This is a genomic window from Mesorhizobium sp. LjNodule214 (assembly GCF_964252735.1).
Lineage (GTDB): Bacteria > Pseudomonadota > Alphaproteobacteria > Rhizobiales > Rhizobiaceae > Mesorhizobium.
In genome coordinates, this window is record NZ_CAXUPE020000002.1 from 2,225,647 (window position 1) to 2,242,351 (window position 16,705).

A 16,705-nucleotide genomic window follows, 5' to 3' on the forward strand; every position below is an offset into this window, starting at 1 on the left:
CACGGACGGCCCCCGAAAAATGCACAGCATCAAGCGGTTCATCCCCGCCTCCTTCGTCGTCCTGTGGGCAACCGGCTTCATCGGTGCGCGCTATGCCATGCCCTGGGCCGAACCGTTCACCTTCCTGGCCGTGCGCTTCGTTCTGGCCGCCATCCTGCTGGGCGGCTTGACGGTCGTGCTCGGCTCCAAAGGAGCCACCCGCACGGAGGCGCTTCACGCGGCGGGTGCCGGCGTCCTGATGCACGGCGTCTATCTCGGCGCCGTGTTCTGGGCGATCCACAGGGGCATGCCGGCCGGACTTTCGGCGCTGATCGTCGGCCTGCAGCCGCTGATCACAGCAGTGCTTGCCGGCCGGTTCCTGGGCGAGGCGATCCTGCCGCGCCATTGGGCCGGACTCGCCGTCGGGCTTTTAGGTGTCGTCATCGTATTGTGGCCGAAGCTCGGTGCCCTCGGCGGCGGCGTAACGGCAGCGACGCTGACCGCCTCGCTTGTCTCGGTGCTCGGCATGAGCGCCGGCACGATCTGGCAAAAGCGCTTCGCCTCCGGTGGCGACCTCGTGGCGGCGACGATGTGGCAATATGTCGGTGGCGCCGCGCTGATGGCGCTCGCCTCGCTCGCCTTCGAGACGCGCACCGTCATCATCAATGGCGAGCTGATCTTCGCCATGGCATGGCTGGTGCTGGTGCTGTCGATCGGCGCCATCTTCCTGCTGATGGTGATGATCCGCGACGGCGAGATGTCGAAGGTCGCTTCGCTGTTCTACCTTGTCCCGGCCGTCACCGCGGTCATCGCCTGGGCGCTGTTCGGCGAACAGCTCAGTCTTGTGCAGATAATCGGCATGGCGATCGCCACGCTGGGTGTCGGGCTAGCCACCGCGCAGCCAACCAGGAATCAGCCAACGCGGGCGCGCGCCTCGAGATAGCGGCTGATCGCGGCATTGAGCTCGCCGCCGAGGATGAAGATCGCCGAGAGCATGTAGAGAAAGACGACCGCGATCATGATCGAGGCGAGGCCGGCATAGGTCGTCACATAGGACGAGAAATGATCGAGATAGGTGGCGAAGATGGTCGAGCCGGCAAGCCATGCCATCAGCGTGAAGAGGATGCCCGGTACGATCGAGACGAAACGGCGCTTGCCCGCCGGCAGCCAGAAATGCACCGCGAACAGCCCGCAGACAATGACCGCCGAGGCGATGATGTAGCGCCATAGGGTGATCGTGCCCATATAGGGCCTGATCCATTCGAACTGCGCTTCGGCCAGCCGCGCCAGCAGCGGCGCGAACACCAGGAGCACGCTGATCGCCAGGAAGCACGCCGTGGCGATCAGCACGAAGATGACGCTCTGCACCCGCCGGTAGATGATGCCGCGTGTCTCCGACACACGATAGGCGCGGTTGAGCGAGGTGCGCAGCGCCTCGATGCCGTTAGAGGCAAAGTAGGCGGCAAGCAGCACGCCGTAGGTCAAGAGGTCGGTGCGCCGGACGGTGAGCACGTTCTGCACCTCGCGCGCGATCGGCTTGGCGATCTGCTCCGGCCAGGTGTCGAAGACGAGGTGCACGGCGGTGTCGGAAAAGGCCTGCGCGCCAAGAAAGCTCGCCAGCGTCGTGGCAAAGATCAGGAACGGGAACAGCGCCATCAGCGAAGTGATCGCCAGATGGCTGGCCATCGCCCAGCCGTCGTCGGTGTTGAAGTGACCGATCGCGTCATAGAGCACGCGGCGCAGGACGACGATTTTCCGCAACAAGTCCCGCGTTCCCTTCGATTGTCTCGACGCCGCGAATATGGGAAGGGAATGCAGCAAATGGCAACCCTTGGTCAAACCGATCCCGCGGCGAGAGAATTGCGCACCATCATCGTCACCGGTGCCTCTTCCGGAATAGGCGCCTATTGCGCCCGGGCGCTCAAGGCGGAAGGCTGGCGGGTGTTCGCCACAGCGCGCAAGCCCGCCGACATCGCCGCGCTCGAGGCCGACGGCATCGAGACCTTCTATCTCGACTATCGCGAGCCCGGCTCCATCGAGGCGCTGGTCGCCTCGGTGCTGGACCGCACCGGCGGGCGGCTCGACGCGCTGTTCAACAACGGCGCCTATGCCCAGCCGGGCGCCGTCGAGGATCTGCCGGTCGCGGCGCTGAGAGAACAGTTCGAGGCCAATCTCTTCGGCTGGCATGATCTGACGCGCCGCATCGTGCCGGTGATGCGCGGCCAGGGCCATGGCCGCATCGTGCACTGCTCCTCGATCCTCGGGCTGACGCCGGTGCGTTTTCGCGGCGCCTATTCCGCCTCCAAACATGCGCTGGAAGGCCTGATGCTGTGCCTGCATCAGGAGCTCGCGGGCAGCGGCATCCATGTCTCGCTGATCGAGCCTGGACCGGTGACGTCGAAGATCGCCAGCAACGGGCTGTATTGGTTCCTGAAAAATATCGACCACGAGAACTCGGTTCACCGTGCCGACTATCAGGCGCAACTCGCACGGCTCAGGGCCGGTGGCAGCATCTCCAAGCTGAAGCCCGGGCCGGAGGTGGTCCATACGGCCTTGCGCCATGCGCTTCTGTCGCGGCGCCCGCGACCGCACTATGTGGTAACGGTGCCGGCCAGGATCGGCGCGACGCTCAAACGTATTCTGCCCGCATCGATGCTCTACCGCCTGCTTGCCAGGCGCGCCTGAACGAAAACGAACTGGAACAGACATGGCAACCGTCTTCAACGTCCTCGCCGTCCTCGTCATGGTCGCCGTCGTGATCGTGCTGGTCCGCGGCCTCATCAACATGATGCGTGGCGGTTCCGGCATGACCTCGAACAAGCTGATGCAGGCGCGCGTGCTGTTGCAGTTCGTGGCCTTGGTGCTGATCCTGCTGGCGGTGTATTTCACCCGCAAGTGAGCTTTCAGGGAGGCAGAGCGTGGTCAAGCTCAACAAGATCTACACCCGCACCGGCGACGACGGCACCACCGGCCTTGGCACGGGCGAGCGGCGGCTGAAGTCCGACCTGCGCGTCGACGCCTACGGCACGGTCGACGAAGCCAATGCCTGCATCGGCATGGCCCGCATCCACACCGCTGCCGGCCATCCGGCGATCGACGCGATGCTGTCCCGTATCCAGAACGACCTTTTCGACCTCGGCGCCGATCTCTCCGTGCCGGACGACGGCAAGCCGCTCGGCTACGAGCCGCTGCGTATCATCGCCTCGCAGACCGACCGCGTCGAAAAGGATATCGACCTTCTCAACAAGGACCTTCAGCCGCTCAAATCCTTTGTGCTGAACGGCGGCACGCCGGCCGCGGCGGCCCTTCATCTCGCCCGCACCGTGGCGCGGCGGGCCGAGCGCATCATGGTGGCGCTGGCGCAGGATCCGCGCGAGCACGTCAACCGCGAGGCGATCAGGTACATCAATCGCGTTTCGGACTTTCTGTTCGTCGCCGCTCGCGCGGTCAATGACAACGGAAACGCCGACGTGTTATGGGTGCCCGGCAAGAACCGCTGAAATCGGCCGAAGCGGAAGGGGCAAGTCAAACCTCATGTTCATCCCGCTCTACGACACCAACAGGCTGCGGCACATCCGGCTGCAATATGTGACGATCGGCCTGATCGCGGTCAACGCGCTCATCTACTTCGCCACCGCGCTCGGCGGCGAGAGCTTCTCCAACGCTGCCGTGCTCGGCCTCGGCTTCATCCCCTCCGTCGTCCACGACAGGGTCGAGCTGTCGCCCGAATTCGTCGTCATCCCCGAGAGCCTGAGCTACCTGACCTATTCCTTCCTGCATGCCGACATCTTCCACCTCGGCGGCAACATGCTGTTCCTGTGGGTGTTCGGCGACAATGTCGAGGACGCGCTCGGCCATATCCGCTATCTCATCTTCTACATGCTTTGCGCCATTGCCGGCGCCTTCTTCCAGGGCCTGGTGGCGTGGGATTCGCGGGTGCCGCTGATCGGTGCGTCCGGCGCCATCGCCGGCGTCGTCGCCGCCTATCTGATCCTCTATCCCCGGGTGAAGGTGTGGGTTCTCGCCTTCGCCCGCATCCCGCTGCGCATCCCGGCCTTCATCCCGCTGATCCTGTGGATCCTCTTCCAGATCGTGATGTTCGCGGCCGGCGGCGAAGACCAGGTTTCTTGGGCCTGCCATATCGGCGGCATCATCGCCGGTGCCATGCTGGTGCTTGTCCTGCGCAGCCGCGGCGTGCCGCTGCTTGCCGGCGCGGACGGCGAGCCAGCGGCGGATACCGTCCAGGCGCCGGCAACCGAGCCCGCGGCCATCGAGCCGGCCCCGGCCCAGCCAGCGCCGCAATGGGGCCGTGGCGGCGCTTCCGGTTCGGACTGAACCGATTTGACTGCGCAACGGATATTGACGCGCCGGGTTGTCGCAACTACGGAAGCGCGACCGTTAGGCGTTTGAAGAGCAGAATTCCGTCCGGAATGTCGGCTTTCGACAACTCAGAAGAGGCACACGCTGCTATAGCGCGCCCAAATATTCTTGAAAGAGGTGACAGGAAATGAAGATCCTTGTGCCCGTGAAGCGGGTTGTGGATGCGAACGTCAAGGTGCGCGTCAAGGCTGACGGTTCGGCGGTTGAGCTTGCCAACGTCAAGATGGCGATGAACCCGTTCGACGAGATCGCGGTCGAAGAGGCGATCCGTCTGAAGGAAGCCGGCAAGGCCGAAGAGATCATCGTCGTCTCGATCGGGCCGCAGCAGGCCCAGGAAACGCTGCGCACCGCGCTCGCCATGGGCGCCGACCGCGCCATCCTGGTCAAGACCGACGAACAGACCGAGCCGCTCGGCGTCGCCAAGGTGCTGAAGGGCGTGGTCGAAGCGGAACAGCCCGGCCTCGTCATCCTCGGCAAGCAGGCAATCGACGATGATAGCAACCAGACCGGCCAGATGCTGGCCGCACTGCTCGGCTGGGCACAGGGCACCTTTGCTTCGAAGGTCGTTGTCGACGGTGACAAGGCCAAGGTGACGCGCGAAGTCGACGGCGGCCTGCAGACGGTGGAGCTGAAGATGCCGGCGATCGTGACGGCCGACCTTCGCCTCAACCAGCCGCGCTATGCCTCGCTGCCCAACATCATGAAGGCCAAGAAGAAGCCGCTCGACGAGAAGAGCCCGGCCGACTACGGCGCCGACGTCAAGCCGCGCCTCAAGGTGCTCAAGACCGAGGAGCCGGGCGGCCGCAAGGCAGGCGTCAAGGTCAAGAGCGTCGCCGAACTGGTCGACAAGCTCAAGAACGAAGCCGGCGTGCTCTGAGATCGGAAGGAATAGACAAATGACCATTCTCCTCATCGCGGAACACGACAACGCAACCCTTTCCGACCAGACGGCCAAGGCGCTGTCGGCGGCCCTGCAGATCGGTTCGGACGTGCATGTGCTGGTTGCCGGCAAGGGCGCCAAGGGCGCAGCCGACGCCGCCGCCAAGCTCAAGGGCGTGAGCAAGGTGCTGCTCGCCGAGGCCGACGAGTTGGCCGAGCGCCTCGCCGAACCGCTGGCCGCGCTCGTCGTTTCGCTGGCCGGCTCCTATGACACGATCGTCGCGCCGGCGACTTCGTCCGGCAAGAATGTCGCGCCGCGCGTGGCGGCGCTGCTCGATGTCGCGCAGGTATCCGAGATCATCGAGATCGTGTCGCCCGACACCTTCAAGCGGCCGATCTATGCCGGCAACGCCATCCAGACGGTGCAATCGACCGACGCCAAGAAAGTGATCACCGTGCGCACCGCTTCCTTCCAGGCCGCGCCCGAGGGTGGTTCGGCCGCGGTCGAAGGCGTCAAGGCAGCGGCCAATCCCGGCCTGTCCTCCTTCGTCGAGAACAAGCTCTCGGAGAACGACCGTCCGGAACTGACCTCGGCCAAGATCATCATCTCGGGTGGCCGTGCGCTGGGTTCGGCGGAAAAATTCCAGGAAGTCATCCTGCCGGTCGCCGACAAGCTCGGTGCGGCGGTCGGCGCCAGTCGCGCCGCCGTCGACGCCGGCTATGCGCCGAACGACTGGCAGGTCGGCCAGACCGGCAAGGTCGTGGCTCCCGATCTCTACATCGCGGTCGGCATCTCCGGCGCCATCCAGCACCTTGCCGGCATGAAGGATTCCAAGGTTATCGTCGCCATCAACAAGGACGAGGAGGCGCCGATCTTCCAGGTCGCCGACTACGGTCTCGTCGGTGACCTTTTCGTCATTCTGCCGGAACTGCAAAAGGCGCTTTGACGCTATCTGCCTAAGCGTATTAAATTGTGAAGGGTGGGGTAGACGAAGCTGCCCCGCCCTTTTAGTTTGCACCGCACAAAAAGCAGGCCGCAAAGGCCTTTCTTCGACGGGATCGGTGTAATGAGCAAGATCGAGACGATCGGCATCATCGGCGCGGGCCAGATGGGCGGCGGTATCGCCCATGTCTCCGCGCTTTCCGGCTACAAGGTGCTGATCTACGACATCTCGCCCGACCGCATCGAGAAGGGCATCGCCACCGTCAGCGGCAACATGGCCCGCCAGGTCGGTTCGGGCAAGCTTGAGGAAAAGCTGCGCAACGAAGCGATGGCGCGCATTTCCGCCGCACCGGTCATGGCCGATCTTGCCGGTGCCGATCTGGTGATCGAGGCGGCGACCGAGGACGAGACGGTCAAGCGCAAGATCTATGCCCAGCTCTGCCCGCAGCTCAATCCCGAGGCGATCCTGGCGACCAACACCTCGTCGATCTCGATCACCCGGCTTGCCGCGCAGACCGACCGTCCCGAGCGCTTCATCGGCATACATTTCATGAACCCGGTGCCGGTGATGAAGCTGGTCGAGCTGGTGCGTGGCATCGCCACCGAGGACCAGACCTTCGAGGCGGCCAAGGCCTATGTGAAGCAGCTCGACAAGACGATCACCGTGTCGGAGGACTTTCCGGCCTTCATCGTCAACCGCATCCTGCTGCCGATGATCAACGAGGCGATCTACACGCTCTACGAGGGCGTCGGCTCGGTCGACGCCATCGACACCGCCATGAAGCTCGGCGCCAACCATCCAATGGGGCCGTTGCAACTTGCCGATTTCATCGGCCTGGACACCTGCCTGTCGATCATGCAGGTGCTGCATGACGGCCTGTCGGATTCGAAATACCGCCCCTGCCCGCTGCTGGTGAAATATGTCGAAGCCGGCTGGCTCGGCCGCAAGACCGGGCGCGGCTTCTACGATTACCGCGGCGAGCATCCGGTTCCGACGCGCTAATCTGAAGCCTTCGGCTCCGGCAAGTCCACAAACTCGGCAAGCGCCCTTCAAGAGGCCGCGGCAAGCGGCTTGGGCGGCGCCGTCTCGTCGGCCTTGACGTCCTCGTCCACCGTCGAAACGCAGCCCCTTCCGGCGGCCTTGGCCGCATAGCAGGCGGCGTCGGCCCGCGCGATGATCTCGTCGACTTCGCCGCAGCCGGCACGGATCGGGGCCAGGCCGATGCTGGCGCCGATCGAATGCGCCAGTCCGTCCCAGGTGAAATTCAGGCCGCGGATTGCATCGATGATGGATCGTGCCGCAATCATGCCGCTGGCGGCCGAGCTCGACTTCAGGATGACGGCGAACTCGTCGCCTCCAAGGCGGGCGACAATGTCTTCAGGACCAAGCGCGCCACGGATCGCCTCGGCGACCCGCCTCAGCAGGGCATCGCCCGCCGCATGGCCGCCGGTGTCGTTGACCAGCTTGAAATGGTCGAGGTCGACAAACATGAACTGATGCTCCCTGATCGACCCTGTCGTATCGCCTGCCGAGTTCGTCGTGCCGGCGACCGGCCCTGCCGTGTCGATCGGCCCTGTCGTGTCGGCCGCGCCGGCCTTGCCGCTCCGATCGACCAGTTCCTCCATGGTGCGGATGAAGCTGGAGCGGTTGGCGAGACCGGTGAGCGCGTCATAGGCGGCGGCATAGGCGAGCTGGCGCTGCAGGGCGCGCGCATCCGTGAAATCCTGGAAGACGATGACCAGCCCGCAGAACTCAGCTCGCTCGTTCATGATCGGCGACGCGACCTGGCGGATGCTGCAGCGCGTGTCGTCGCGGCGGACCAGCACGGCACGGCTGTTCTGCTCGGCGGGACCTGCGCCGCCGGTCGAAGCCCGCGCCACGCCGATCCTCTGCCCGGTTTCTTCGTCGACTGCCCAGTAGACATGACCGAGCGTCTTGCCGAGTGCCTCGCCGCTGGTGACGCCAGTCAGCTTTTCGGCCACCGGATTCATGAAGGTGACGCGGTTTGCGGCATCCGTGCAGATCACGGCATCGCCGATCGACTGCAGCGTGACGCGCAGCCGTTCCTTCTCGTCGGCCAGCATCGCCGCCGACACGATGAGGCGCGCCTCGGCCTCCTTGCGCTGGGTGATGTCGGTCAGGCTGCCGATGGCCCTGATCAGCCGCCCTACGGCGTCGCGCTCGATGGCCTTGCCGCGGTCGAGGATCCAGACCCAGTGCCCGTCCTTGTGGCGCATCCTGAACTCGGCTTCGAAAAACGGCGTCTCGCCGGCGAGATGGGCGCGATCGGCTTCGGCGACGAGCTCGCGGTCGTCGGGATGGATCATCTTCAGCCATCGGTCGGGGTCGCCATCCAGTTCGCCATCGGCATAGCCGAGCATCTTCACCCAGGTGCCGGAATAGGTCGTGCCGCCCTTCCGCATGTCGAGATCCCAGACGCCCTGGCCGGCGCTGGCCAGCGCAAAGTTCCAACGCGTTTCGGCTTCCGCGATGCGGGCCTCGGACTGCTTGCGGGCATCGATGTCCTCTATCTGTGAAACCAGGTAGAGCGGACGGCCGCTGTCCTCGTCGCGAATGACCGAGCCGGCAAGTTGCGCCCAGACCGGCGTCCCATCCTTACGCAGGTAACGCTTCTCGAAGTGGAAAGCGTCGATCTTTCCCTCTTTCAGGCTGATCATCGTGTCCCTGCCGATCTGCAGATCATCGGGATGCGTGATCTGGAAGAAGGTCAGCGCCTCGATCTCCTCGCGGCTATAGCCAAGCATGGTGGCGAAAGCCGGATTGGTCTGCAGGATGCGGCCGTCGAGCCCGACGATGGCGACGCCGATCGCCGAATCCTCCATGGCGCGGCGGAAACGCTGCTCGCTCTCGCCGATCTGCCGGCGGTCCTCGACGATCTGGCGAACGAACAGGGCGGTGAGGAAAAGCGACGCCGCAATCATGGCGACCGCTATCTGCAGGCAGAGTTTCAGGGCCTCGGCGCTGAGCTCCAGGCGCGACAACAGGATCGACGCAAGGCCGGCGACAAGGCCGACCACCATCAAAACCAGCGCAGCATGTCTGTCGGCCCGCAGGCCTTTCCACGTCCACGTCACAATGCGGATCCACCCGTTGCGCAATTGCACGTTGCTGCAACCCTGGCGGATCGATTTTAAGGAAAGGTTGCGCTGGCAGTCCCGGCGACGATGCTAACCGGCAAACAATTGCCGGCATGATTAAGGATCGGTGTGCGTTGCCCTACCAGCGCACGAAAAGCCGCCCGCCCAGGGCTCCCAGCGCCGTAAGGATGATGATCGCGACCGTGTACCAGGTGGCGACGAAGAGCGGCGAATCGTCGAAGCAGTGCGCGGCATAGAAGGTCGCCGCCAGCCCGCCGGCAAGCAGGCCCGCAACCGCGCCGGCAAGCACCGGCCGCGTCGGCGCGCCGTAGCGCAGCATCCACAGGAAAATCGCCAGCGGGCCAATGCCGATCAGCGGGATGAAGCCCATGCAAATCATCATGTTGGAGCCGACCAGCCGCGTGCCCCATTGCGCCTCAGGCACCGCGAAGAGTTCCAGAACCACAGCCACGATGACGAGCAGCGGCGCGGCGGCCATCCAGGCCGCGGCCCTGCCCGTCGAAGCGCCGGGCGTCGACAAAGCGTGGATCAGCGCGAAGGCGGTGCCGGCAAGCACGATGGTGAAGACGAACTTCGACAGGAAGCGCATCGTGTGCATGGCGATCATGATGTCGGAACGTGGACCGATGGTGAACCAGAAAACCACCGCCGCGATCACCGCCGCAACAGCGGTGGCCATCCACCAGGCCAAGCGCAGCGGCACCGCGTTGCTGCGGGCGTCGGCGTCCAATGCCTTGATGAGATCCTCGGTCCTCATGTCATTCCCGCCCGAAACGCCTGGCAATGGCGGCAAGGCCGCGATGCAGCGACACCCGCACCGCCGTCTCCGTGATGCCGAATTTCGCCGCCGTTTCACCGATCGAACGGCCTTCGACCGACACCGCCGAGACCACCGAGCGCTGCGCCGGCGGCAGGCTGTCCAGCGCCCGGTTGATGTCGCGCTCGCTTACGGTCTCGGTCTCAGGCTCGGCGAAGGTTTCGGCGATTTCGTCGATCTCGATCTCGACACGTCGTCCGCGCCGCCGGAAGGCATCGATCAGCTTGAAGCGCGCGATGGCATAGACCCATGGCAGCACCGGCGCATCGTCGCGCCAGGTATGCCGTTTCACATGAATGGCCAGCAAGGTTTCCTGCACGACATCCTCGGGGTCGACCCCGCCCTGTACGATCTTGCGCCGGGCAAAGCCGCGAACGAAAGCAGCCGTCCGGTGCAGAAAGTCGGCGTAGGCCCGTTCATCTCCGGCGATCGCGGCCTTGAGCAGCCGGGAAAGCTCGGCCTCGTCCTTGCCGGTCACAAGAGTTCACTCCCCCGATGTTCGCGTCTCGGCGCTGATTTGTTACGTGCCCGGCGAAATAATGTCCAAGCCAAACTGTCGGGGAATCACGAAAGTTTGCGCCCCGGCGGCCGATTAAACCAGTTCACCAATGTTGACTCGGACAATCAGGTATTGGTAGGTGCAGCCGTGCCCAAGACCGGACCAACAAGACCAACCAACAAGATCGAGGACGACGCCCCATGAAATATGCCCTTTCCGCTCTCGCTGGCGCCACCGCGCTGGCGGTCAGCCTGATCGCCGCCCCGGCCATGGCCGAGGATGCCGGCATCGTCGTCTACAACGCCCAGCATGAGAGCCTGGCCAAGGAATGGGCCGAAGGCTTCACCAAGGAAACCGGCATCAAGGTCACGCTGCGCAATGGCGGCGACAGCGATTTCTCCAACCAGATCGTCGCCGAAGGCGCTGCCTCGTCGGCCGATGTGTTCCTGACCGAAAACTCGCCGGCCATGGCGCTGGTCGAGGCGGCCGGCCTCTTCACGCCGGTCGATGCCGACACGCTGGCGCAGGTTCCGCAGGAATACCAGCCTACCACCGGCAAATGGGTCGGTGTCGCCGCACGCAGCACCGTCTTTGCCTACGACAAGACCAAGCTGAAGGACGACCAACTGCCCAAGTCACTGCTTGAGCTCGCCGATCCGAGCTGGAAGGGCCGCTGGGCCGCCTCCCCCTCGGGCGCCGATTTCCAGGCCATCGTCAGCGCGCTGCTGCAGCTGAAGGGCGAGGCCGCTACGGCGGACTGGCTGAAGGCGATGAAGGAAAACTTCACCGCCTACAAGGGCAACAGCACGGTGATGAAGGCGGTCAACGCCGGCGAGATCGAGGGCGGCGTAATCTACCACTACTACTCCTTCGGCGATCAGGCCAAGACCGGCGAGAACAGCAAGAACGTCGCCCTGCACTATTTCAAGAACCAGGACCCGGGCGCTTTCGTCTCGATCTCCGGCGGCGGCGTGCTGGCCTCGAGCAAGCACCAGAAGGAAGCCCAGGCCTTCCTGAAGTGGGTCACCGGCAAGGGTGGCCAGGAGGTGCTGAAGAACGGCACATCCTTCGAATATGCGGTCGGCAAGGGCGCCGACTCCAATCCGAAACTGGTGCCGCTGGCCGATCTGCAGGCGCCGAAGGTCGATCCGGCGACGCTGAACCCGAAGAAGGTCACCGACCTGATGACGGCAGTCGGCTTGCTTTAGTTCGCGTTCGTCCTAAAAGGGCAACCGACTGCGCTCCCGCGGGAATACGCCTTCCGCGGGAGCGCTCTGTTTTCGAGGTGGCATTCGTCGATGACGACAAGCTGCGTTTCTGGCCGCCTTCGGCGTGCCTTCGATGACCTCCGCCAGCAGGCGGAAGCGGCGCGGCGTCCGGCCTGATGCAAGCGGTCGATCTTCCGCGTCCGGACCTGCCGGCCGGCCTCGTGGCCGGGCACGGGACGCGCCGTCGGCCCCTCTCCTGGATCCTGCTCGCGGCCGCTTTTGTCTCGCTGCTTGCATTGCTGCCGCTTGCCTTCATCGTCTGGGTGGCGGTTCAGACCGGCTGGGAAACCGCATCGGCGCTGTTCTTCCGTCCACGCGTCGGCGAGCTCCTGGTCAACACCGTCCTTCTGGTGGCGGTGGCGGTTCCGATTTCGATCGTGCTGTCGGTGACGCTGGCCTGGCTGACCGAACGCAGCGACATGCCCGGCGCCCGCCTGTGGGCGTGGCTGTCGGTGGCGCCGCTCGCCATCCCCGCCTTCGTCCACTCCTATGCCTGGATCAGCCTGGTGCCGGGGCTGCACGGCCTGTGGGCCGGGGTGCTGGTTTCGGTCCTTGCCTATTTCCCGTTCCTCTATCTGCCGATCGCGGCCGCGCTGCGTCGTCTCGACCCCGCGCTTGAGGATGCCGCCGCTGCCCTTGGTCTCGGCCCATGGCGGGTCTTCGCCCGTGTCGTGTTGCCGCAGCTGAGGCTCGCCATCTGCGGCGGCTCGCTGCTGGTCGGCCTGCATTTGCTTGCCGAATACGGCCTCTACGTCTTCATCCGCTTCGACACCTTCACCACCGCGATTGTCGACCAGTTCCAATCGACCTTCAACGGACCGGCCGCCAACATGCTGGCCGCGGTGCTTGTGACGTGCTGCTTCGTGCTGCTCGGGGTGGAAGTGCTGGTGCGCGGTGAGGAGCGCTATGCCCGCGTCGGCTCCGGTGCGGCGCGCCAGCAGCAGCGCACGCGGCTCGGCCGCGCCACGCTTGTCTGCCTGGCGCTGCCCGCCGTCACCGCGCTGCTTTCGCTCGGCGTGCCTTTCGTCACCATCGGCCGCTGGCTGATCGCCGGCGGCGCCGATGTCTGGCGCCTCGACGAGATCGGCCTTGCGCTCGGCCAGACCCTGTTCCTGGCGCTTGGCGGCGCGCTGCTCGCAACGATCGCCGCCATGCCGATGGCATGGATCTCGATCCGCGCGCCTGGACCATTGCAACGCCTTCTCGAAGGCTGCAACTACATCGTCGGCTCCCTGCCCGGCGTCGTCATCGCGCTGGCGCTGGTCACCATCACGGTGCGCATCGCCATGCCGCTCTACCAGACCCTGTTCACCATCCTCTTCGCTTATGCGCTGATGTTCTTGCCGCGCGCTTTGATCAGCCTAAGGGCGTCGATCGCGCAGGCGCCGGTCGAACTCGAACGCGCTGCCTCGAGCCTCGGCCGGCCGCCGCTCAAGGCGCTGTGGGCGACGACGATCCGCCTGTCGGCGCCCGGTGCTGCGGCGGGCATGGCGCTGGTGGCGCTCGGCATCACCAACGAACTGACCGCAACCCAGATGCTGGCGCCCAACGGCACCCGCACGCTGGCGATGGCGTTCTGGTCCTATAGCGGCGAGATCGACTATGCCTCGGCCGCCCCTTACGCCCTCATCATGGTGGCGATGTCGCTGCCTTTGACCTGGCTGCTTTACGTCCAGTCGAAAAGGATGGCCGGACGATGAGCTTTCTCGAACTCAGCGGCGTGCAAAAGCACTACGGCCCGGTGGCGGCACTTGCCGGCGTCGACCTCAGCGTCGCCAGCGGCAGCCGCACGGCGATCGTCGGACCGTCCGGCTGCGGCAAGACGACCCTGCTCAGGCTGATCGCCGGTTTCGAAGCGCCCGACCAGGGCCGCATCACGCTCGACGGCGAGGTGCTGGCCAACGGCGGTGCCGCCGTGCCGGCGCATCGCCGCGGCATCGGCGTGGTGGCGCAGGACGGCGCCCTGTTCCCGCATCTGACCATTGCCGACAATATCGGTTTCGGCATGGCGCGCGGCGCCGACAGGCGCGCCGAGCACATCGTCGAGCTTGCCTATATCGTCGGGCTGGACAAGGCGATCCTCAAACGCCGCCCGCACGAGCTCTCCGGCGGCCAGCAGCAGCGCGTGGCGCTGGCCCGCGCCATGGCGATGAAACCCAGGCTGATGCTGCTCGACGAGCCGTTCTCGGCCCTCGACACCGGCCTGCGCGCCTCGATGCGCAAGGCCGTGGCCGAGCTTCTGGAAGCAGCGGGGATCACCACCATCCTGGTCACTCACGACCAGGCCGAGGCGCTGTCCTTCGCCAGCCAGGTCGCGGTGATGCGCGACGGCCTGTTTTCGCAGGTCGGCACGCCGCGCGAGCTCTATTTCCAGCCGAAGGACAGGATGATCGCCGAGTTCCTTGGCGACGCCATCATCCTGCCGGCAAGGATAGCGGACGGCTTCGCCACTTCGCCGCTCGGCCGCATCGCCGTCGACACCTCCGAGCGGCGCGACGTCGCCCGCATCATGCTGCGGCCGGAACAGATCTTGCTGAAAAGGACGTCGCGCGAAGGCATGTCGGGCACGCCGGACATGCTGTTCGGCGAGGTTACGGAATCCGAATTCGCCGGTTCGATGTGCACCATCGCCGTGCGGCTCCTGAACAGCCCCGATCCGCCGGACGCCGCCGCAATCGGCAACACGCCGCTCACCCTGCGCAAGCCCGGCATGGACGCGCCGGCCCTTGGCGAGATCGTGCGGCTGACGGTTTCAGGCAAGGCGCATGTATTTGCCTGACCGCACAGGATCTCGTGCGACAGCGGTAGACTACTAAGATATCAACACGCCTTAGGCGACGAGCTTGCCCGTCGCCGTCGAATAGGTCGGCCACTGTTCGAGGAAGTCGCAATTGTGCACGACCACCCGTCGGGCGGCAGCATCGATGAGCACGATCGCGTAGGTGGGCGGCGCCTGCTCGACCACCTCCTCTCCCACCAGATCGAGCACGAAGCGGGCATGCAGCCCGCGTTGCGCGGTAAACGGGATGCCGGCGACGGTGCCGGCAATGTCGCGATGGACATGGCCGAAGAAGATGTGGCCGACATTGCCGTGGCGCTTGAGCAGTTCCAGGAAGCGAGTGGGCTGTTCGAGCCCGAGCGGATCGAGCAGCGGCAGGCCGAGCTCGACCGGTGGATGGTGCAGGAAGATGTAGGCCTGCCGTCCTGCCGCTTCGCTGAGCCGCGCGTCGAGCCAGCCAAGCCGCTTGTCGCATAATTCGCCGGTGACGCGGCCTTCGGCCAGGCTGTCGAGGAACAGCAGCGACGCTTCCGGCGTCTCGAAGACCGACTGCACGAAGCCATTGTCGTCGACCGGGTTTTCGGGAAATGCCGCGACGAGGTTGGCGCGCCTGTCGTGATTTCCGGGCAGCAGCCGGTAAGGTAGGGAAAGCCTGCCCAGGGCCGATTTCAGATCGGCATAGCTCTGGATCTCACCGGATTCGGTCAGGTCGCCGGTGAGGACGCAGAGCGCTGCATCACCGTGACGCGCGTTGATGTGTGCGATGCAGCGATGGAGCCGCTCCTGCAGATCCGCGCCGTGGCGAATTTCGCCTCGCCGGCCGAGATGCACGTCGGTGACCTGGATGATTTTCATTGCGCAGCCCTTCTTCGATCCGACGGGGGAATTTTCTGAACGCCCGGAGAGGGCAGGAATGATCTTGCGAACGGCCGCGAAGATCAGAGTGCGGGGACCGGCACCGATGCCTTGAAGACGTCGAGGCGGCTTCCCGTCTCGGAGGAGAAGAAATGCAGGTCGGCCTCGGAAAACTGCAGGCCAACCGAGCTGCCCGGCGCCGGATGGACGGCCTCCGACGTCATCACGGAAAACGCCGCGCCGTCGAGGTCGACATAGACGACGCGGCCCGCGCCCAGTTCCTCGACTAGATCGACGGTGGCATTGAGCGCGCCCGGCGTGCCGGGCGCGACCAGGCGCACGGCTTCCGGCCGGATACCCACCGCGACCTTGGTGCCGACCGGCAGGCCCGCGCGTGACACGTTGAGCTTGCGGCTGCCATCGAGAAGCGACAGCCCGTCGAGCGTGACGGTCCCTTCGAGCATGTTCATGGCTGGCGCGCCGACGAAGGTGGCAACGAAGCGGCTCGCCGGCCGGCTGTAGATTTCGCTGGGCGTGCCGACCTGTTCGACGCGGCCGCCATTCATCACCACCAGCCGGTCGGCGAGTGTCATCGCTTCGACCTGGTCGTGTGTGACGAACACCGAGGTTGCGCTCAGCCGGCGGTGCAGCTTGCGGATTTCCGAACGCATCTGCACGCGCAGCTTGGCGTCGAGGTTGGAAAGCGGTTCGTCGAAGAGAAAAACCTTGGGCTCGCGGATCATGGCGCGGCCCATGGCGACGCGTTGGCGCTGGCCACCCGACAGCGCCATCGGCTTGCGGTCGAGCAGCTGTTCTAGCTCCAGGATCCGGGCGACTGCCTGGATGCGCTGGGTGCTCTCGGCGGTGGGAACGCCGGCGACCTTCAGCGAATAGCCGATATTCTGCGCCACGCTCATATGCGGATAGAGCGCATAGTTCTGGAACACCATGGCGCAGCCGCGCTCGCGCGGCTCGAGCTTGTTGACCACGGTGCCGTCGATGGCGATCGTGCCGCCGGAAATCTCCTCCAGCCCGGCGATCATCCGGAGCAGCGTGGACTTGCCGCAGCCGGATGGACCGAGGATGACGACGAATTCGCCCGACACGATGTCGAGGTCGACGCCATGCACGACCTGCATTTTGGCGTAGCTTTTGTAGACGTCGCGAATGGTGATGGAGGCCATCT

General features: G+C 65.2%; 17 protein-coding genes. 11 read left to right on the top strand and 6 right to left on the bottom strand.

Annotated features, from left to right (window positions below; all coding sequences use genetic code 11):
- Positions 1–19: 19 nt before the first annotated feature.
- Complete coding sequence (locus tag ACSQ3Z_RS24460) at positions 20–922, top strand: DMT family transporter (protein ID WP_436173806.1); 903 nt, start codon at positions 20–22, stop codon at positions 920–922.
- On the opposite strand, the gene ACSQ3Z_RS24465 is transcribed toward ACSQ3Z_RS24460, so the two are convergent.
- A complete protein-coding gene (locus ACSQ3Z_RS24465) occupies positions 892–1,743 on the bottom strand; it encodes a YihY/virulence factor BrkB family protein (protein ID WP_436173807.1) in 852 nt (283 codons plus the stop codon). The two genes, ACSQ3Z_RS24460 and ACSQ3Z_RS24465, sit on opposite strands and share 31 nt — an antisense overlap.
- 57 nt (positions 1,744–1,800) lie before the next feature.
- Between ACSQ3Z_RS24465 and ACSQ3Z_RS24470 the strand changes: the two genes are divergently transcribed.
- From ACSQ3Z_RS24470 to ACSQ3Z_RS24500, 7 genes are all read left to right on the top strand, one after another.
- The gene (locus ACSQ3Z_RS24470) at positions 1,801–2,664 is read left to right on the top strand and encodes an SDR family oxidoreductase (RefSeq protein WP_436173808.1); all 864 of its coding nucleotides are present in this window, start codon (positions 1,801–1,803) and stop codon (positions 2,662–2,664) included.
- Positions 2,665–2,686: 22 nt separating this feature from the next.
- The gene (locus tag ACSQ3Z_RS24475) at positions 2,687–2,878 is read left to right on the top strand and encodes a twin transmembrane helix small protein (RefSeq protein ID WP_436173809.1); all 192 of its coding nucleotides are present in this window, start codon (positions 2,687–2,689) and stop codon (positions 2,876–2,878) included.
- 19 nt (positions 2,879–2,897) lie between these two features.
- Positions 2,898–3,479 carry a cob(I)yrinic acid a,c-diamide adenosyltransferase gene (locus ACSQ3Z_RS24480; RefSeq protein WP_436173810.1) on the top strand — a complete coding sequence of 194 codons (582 nt, stop codon included), beginning with the start codon at positions 2,898–2,900 and terminating at the stop codon, positions 3,477–3,479.
- 34 nt (positions 3,480–3,513) lie between these two features.
- Positions 3,514–4,314 carry a rhomboid family intramembrane serine protease gene (locus tag ACSQ3Z_RS24485; protein ID WP_436173811.1) on the top strand — a complete coding sequence of 267 codons (801 nt, stop codon included), beginning with the start codon at positions 3,514–3,516 and terminating at the stop codon, positions 4,312–4,314.
- A gap of 172 nt (positions 4,315–4,486) precedes the next feature.
- Positions 4,487–5,236, top strand: coding sequence for an electron transfer flavoprotein subunit beta/FixA family protein (locus tag ACSQ3Z_RS24490; RefSeq protein WP_436173812.1), 750 nt, complete (start codon positions 4,487–4,489; stop codon positions 5,234–5,236).
- Between the two features lie 19 nt (positions 5,237–5,255).
- On the top strand, positions 5,256–6,185 hold the full coding sequence (locus ACSQ3Z_RS24495; protein WP_436173813.1) for an electron transfer flavoprotein subunit alpha/FixB family protein: 930 nt from the start codon (positions 5,256–5,258) through the stop codon (positions 6,183–6,185).
- Between the two features lie 120 nt (positions 6,186–6,305).
- Positions 6,306–7,184, top strand: coding sequence for a 3-hydroxybutyryl-CoA dehydrogenase (locus ACSQ3Z_RS24500; RefSeq protein ID WP_120016339.1), 879 nt, complete (start codon positions 6,306–6,308; stop codon positions 7,182–7,184).
- A gap of 47 nt (positions 7,185–7,231) precedes the next feature.
- On the opposite strand, the gene ACSQ3Z_RS24505 is transcribed toward ACSQ3Z_RS24500, so the two are convergent.
- The 3 genes from ACSQ3Z_RS24505 to ACSQ3Z_RS24515 form a co-directional block, all read right to left on the bottom strand.
- Entirely contained in the window at positions 7,232–9,277 is a 2,046-nt protein-coding gene (locus ACSQ3Z_RS24505; RefSeq protein WP_436173814.1) for a PAS domain S-box protein, read from the bottom strand.
- A gap of 142 nt (positions 9,278–9,419) precedes the next feature.
- Positions 9,420–10,058, bottom strand: a complete 639-nt coding sequence (locus tag ACSQ3Z_RS24510; protein ID WP_436173815.1) for an NrsF family protein — start codon at positions 10,056–10,058, stop codon at positions 9,420–9,422.
- 1 nt (position 10,059) lies between these two features.
- The gene (locus tag ACSQ3Z_RS24515; protein ID WP_436173816.1) at positions 10,060–10,596 is read right to left on the bottom strand and encodes a sigma-70 family RNA polymerase sigma factor; all 537 of its coding nucleotides are present in this window, start codon (positions 10,594–10,596) and stop codon (positions 10,060–10,062) included.
- A 221-nt stretch (positions 10,597–10,817) separates the two neighbouring features.
- Here ACSQ3Z_RS24515 and ACSQ3Z_RS24520 point away from each other — a divergent pair, with 221 nt between their 5' ends.
- The 3 genes from ACSQ3Z_RS24520 to ACSQ3Z_RS24530 all read left to right on the top strand — a co-directional run bounded on the left by ACSQ3Z_RS24520 (position 10,818) and on the right by ACSQ3Z_RS24530 (position 14,664).
- Positions 10,818–11,825 (top strand): iron ABC transporter substrate-binding protein, encoded by a 1,008-nt coding sequence (locus tag ACSQ3Z_RS24520; RefSeq protein ID WP_436173817.1) that lies wholly within the window; start codon positions 10,818–10,820, stop codon positions 11,823–11,825.
- A 176-nt stretch (positions 11,826–12,001) separates the two neighbouring features.
- Positions 12,002–13,585 (top strand): ABC transporter permease, encoded by a 1,584-nt coding sequence (locus ACSQ3Z_RS24525; RefSeq protein ID WP_436173818.1) that lies wholly within the window; start codon positions 12,002–12,004, stop codon positions 13,583–13,585.
- Entirely contained in the window at positions 13,582–14,664 is a 1,083-nt protein-coding gene (locus tag ACSQ3Z_RS24530) for an ABC transporter ATP-binding protein (RefSeq protein ID WP_436173819.1), read from the top strand. The genes ACSQ3Z_RS24525 and ACSQ3Z_RS24530 overlap by 4 nt, the downstream gene beginning before the upstream one ends.
- Before the next feature lie 51 nt (positions 14,665–14,715).
- Here the strand turns inward: ACSQ3Z_RS24530 and ACSQ3Z_RS24535 are convergent, their stop codons facing one another.
- Positions 14,716–15,519 carry a phosphodiesterase gene (locus ACSQ3Z_RS24535; RefSeq protein WP_436173820.1) on the bottom strand — a complete coding sequence of 268 codons (804 nt, stop codon included), beginning with the start codon at positions 15,517–15,519 and terminating at the stop codon, positions 14,716–14,718.
- A gap of 83 nt (positions 15,520–15,602) precedes the next feature.
- The gene (ugpC, locus tag ACSQ3Z_RS24540; RefSeq protein WP_436173821.1) at positions 15,603–16,703 is read right to left on the bottom strand and encodes a sn-glycerol-3-phosphate ABC transporter ATP-binding protein UgpC; all 1,101 of its coding nucleotides are present in this window, start codon (positions 16,701–16,703) and stop codon (positions 15,603–15,605) included.
- Between the last annotated feature and the right edge of the window lie 2 nt (positions 16,704–16,705).

What these genes read in the sequence shown, in the direction of transcription:
- ACSQ3Z_RS24520 (WP_436173817.1), top strand. Translation starts at nt 10,818, where the DNA reads ATGAAATATGCCCTTTCCGCTCTCGCTGGCGCCACCGCGCTGGCGGTC.
- ACSQ3Z_RS24530 (WP_436173819.1), top strand. Translation starts at nt 13,582, where the DNA reads ATGAGCTTTCTCGAACTCAGCGGCGTGCAAAAGCACTACGGCCCGGTG.
- ACSQ3Z_RS24500 (WP_120016339.1), top strand. Translation starts at nt 6,306, where the DNA reads ATGAGCAAGATCGAGACGATCGGCATCATCGGCGCGGGCCAGATGGGC.
- ACSQ3Z_RS24495 (WP_436173813.1), top strand. Translation starts at nt 5,256, where the DNA reads ATGACCATTCTCCTCATCGCGGAACACGACAACGCAACCCTTTCCGAC.
- ACSQ3Z_RS24475 (WP_436173809.1), top strand. Translation starts at nt 2,687, where the DNA reads ATGGCAACCGTCTTCAACGTCCTCGCCGTCCTCGTCATGGTCGCCGTC.
- ACSQ3Z_RS24485 (WP_436173811.1), top strand. Translation starts at nt 3,514, where the DNA reads ATGTTCATCCCGCTCTACGACACCAACAGGCTGCGGCACATCCGGCTG.
- ACSQ3Z_RS24510 (WP_436173815.1), bottom strand. Translation starts at nt 10,058, where the DNA reads ATGAGGACCGAGGATCTCATCAAGGCATTGGACGCCGACGCCCGCAGC.
- ACSQ3Z_RS24460 (WP_436173806.1), top strand. Translation starts at nt 20, where the DNA reads ATGCACAGCATCAAGCGGTTCATCCCCGCCTCCTTCGTCGTCCTGTGG.
- ACSQ3Z_RS24525 (WP_436173818.1), top strand. Translation starts at nt 12,002, where the DNA reads ATGCAAGCGGTCGATCTTCCGCGTCCGGACCTGCCGGCCGGCCTCGTG.
- ACSQ3Z_RS24470 (WP_436173808.1), top strand. Translation starts at nt 1,801, where the DNA reads ATGGCAACCCTTGGTCAAACCGATCCCGCGGCGAGAGAATTGCGCACC.
- ugpC (WP_436173821.1), bottom strand. Translation starts at nt 16,703, where the DNA reads ATGGCCTCCATCACCATTCGCGACGTCTACAAAAGCTACGCCAAAATG.
- ACSQ3Z_RS24490 (WP_436173812.1), top strand. Translation starts at nt 4,487, where the DNA reads ATGAAGATCCTTGTGCCCGTGAAGCGGGTTGTGGATGCGAACGTCAAG.
- ACSQ3Z_RS24535 (WP_436173820.1), bottom strand. Translation starts at nt 15,519, where the DNA reads ATGAAAATCATCCAGGTCACCGACGTGCATCTCGGCCGGCGAGGCGAA.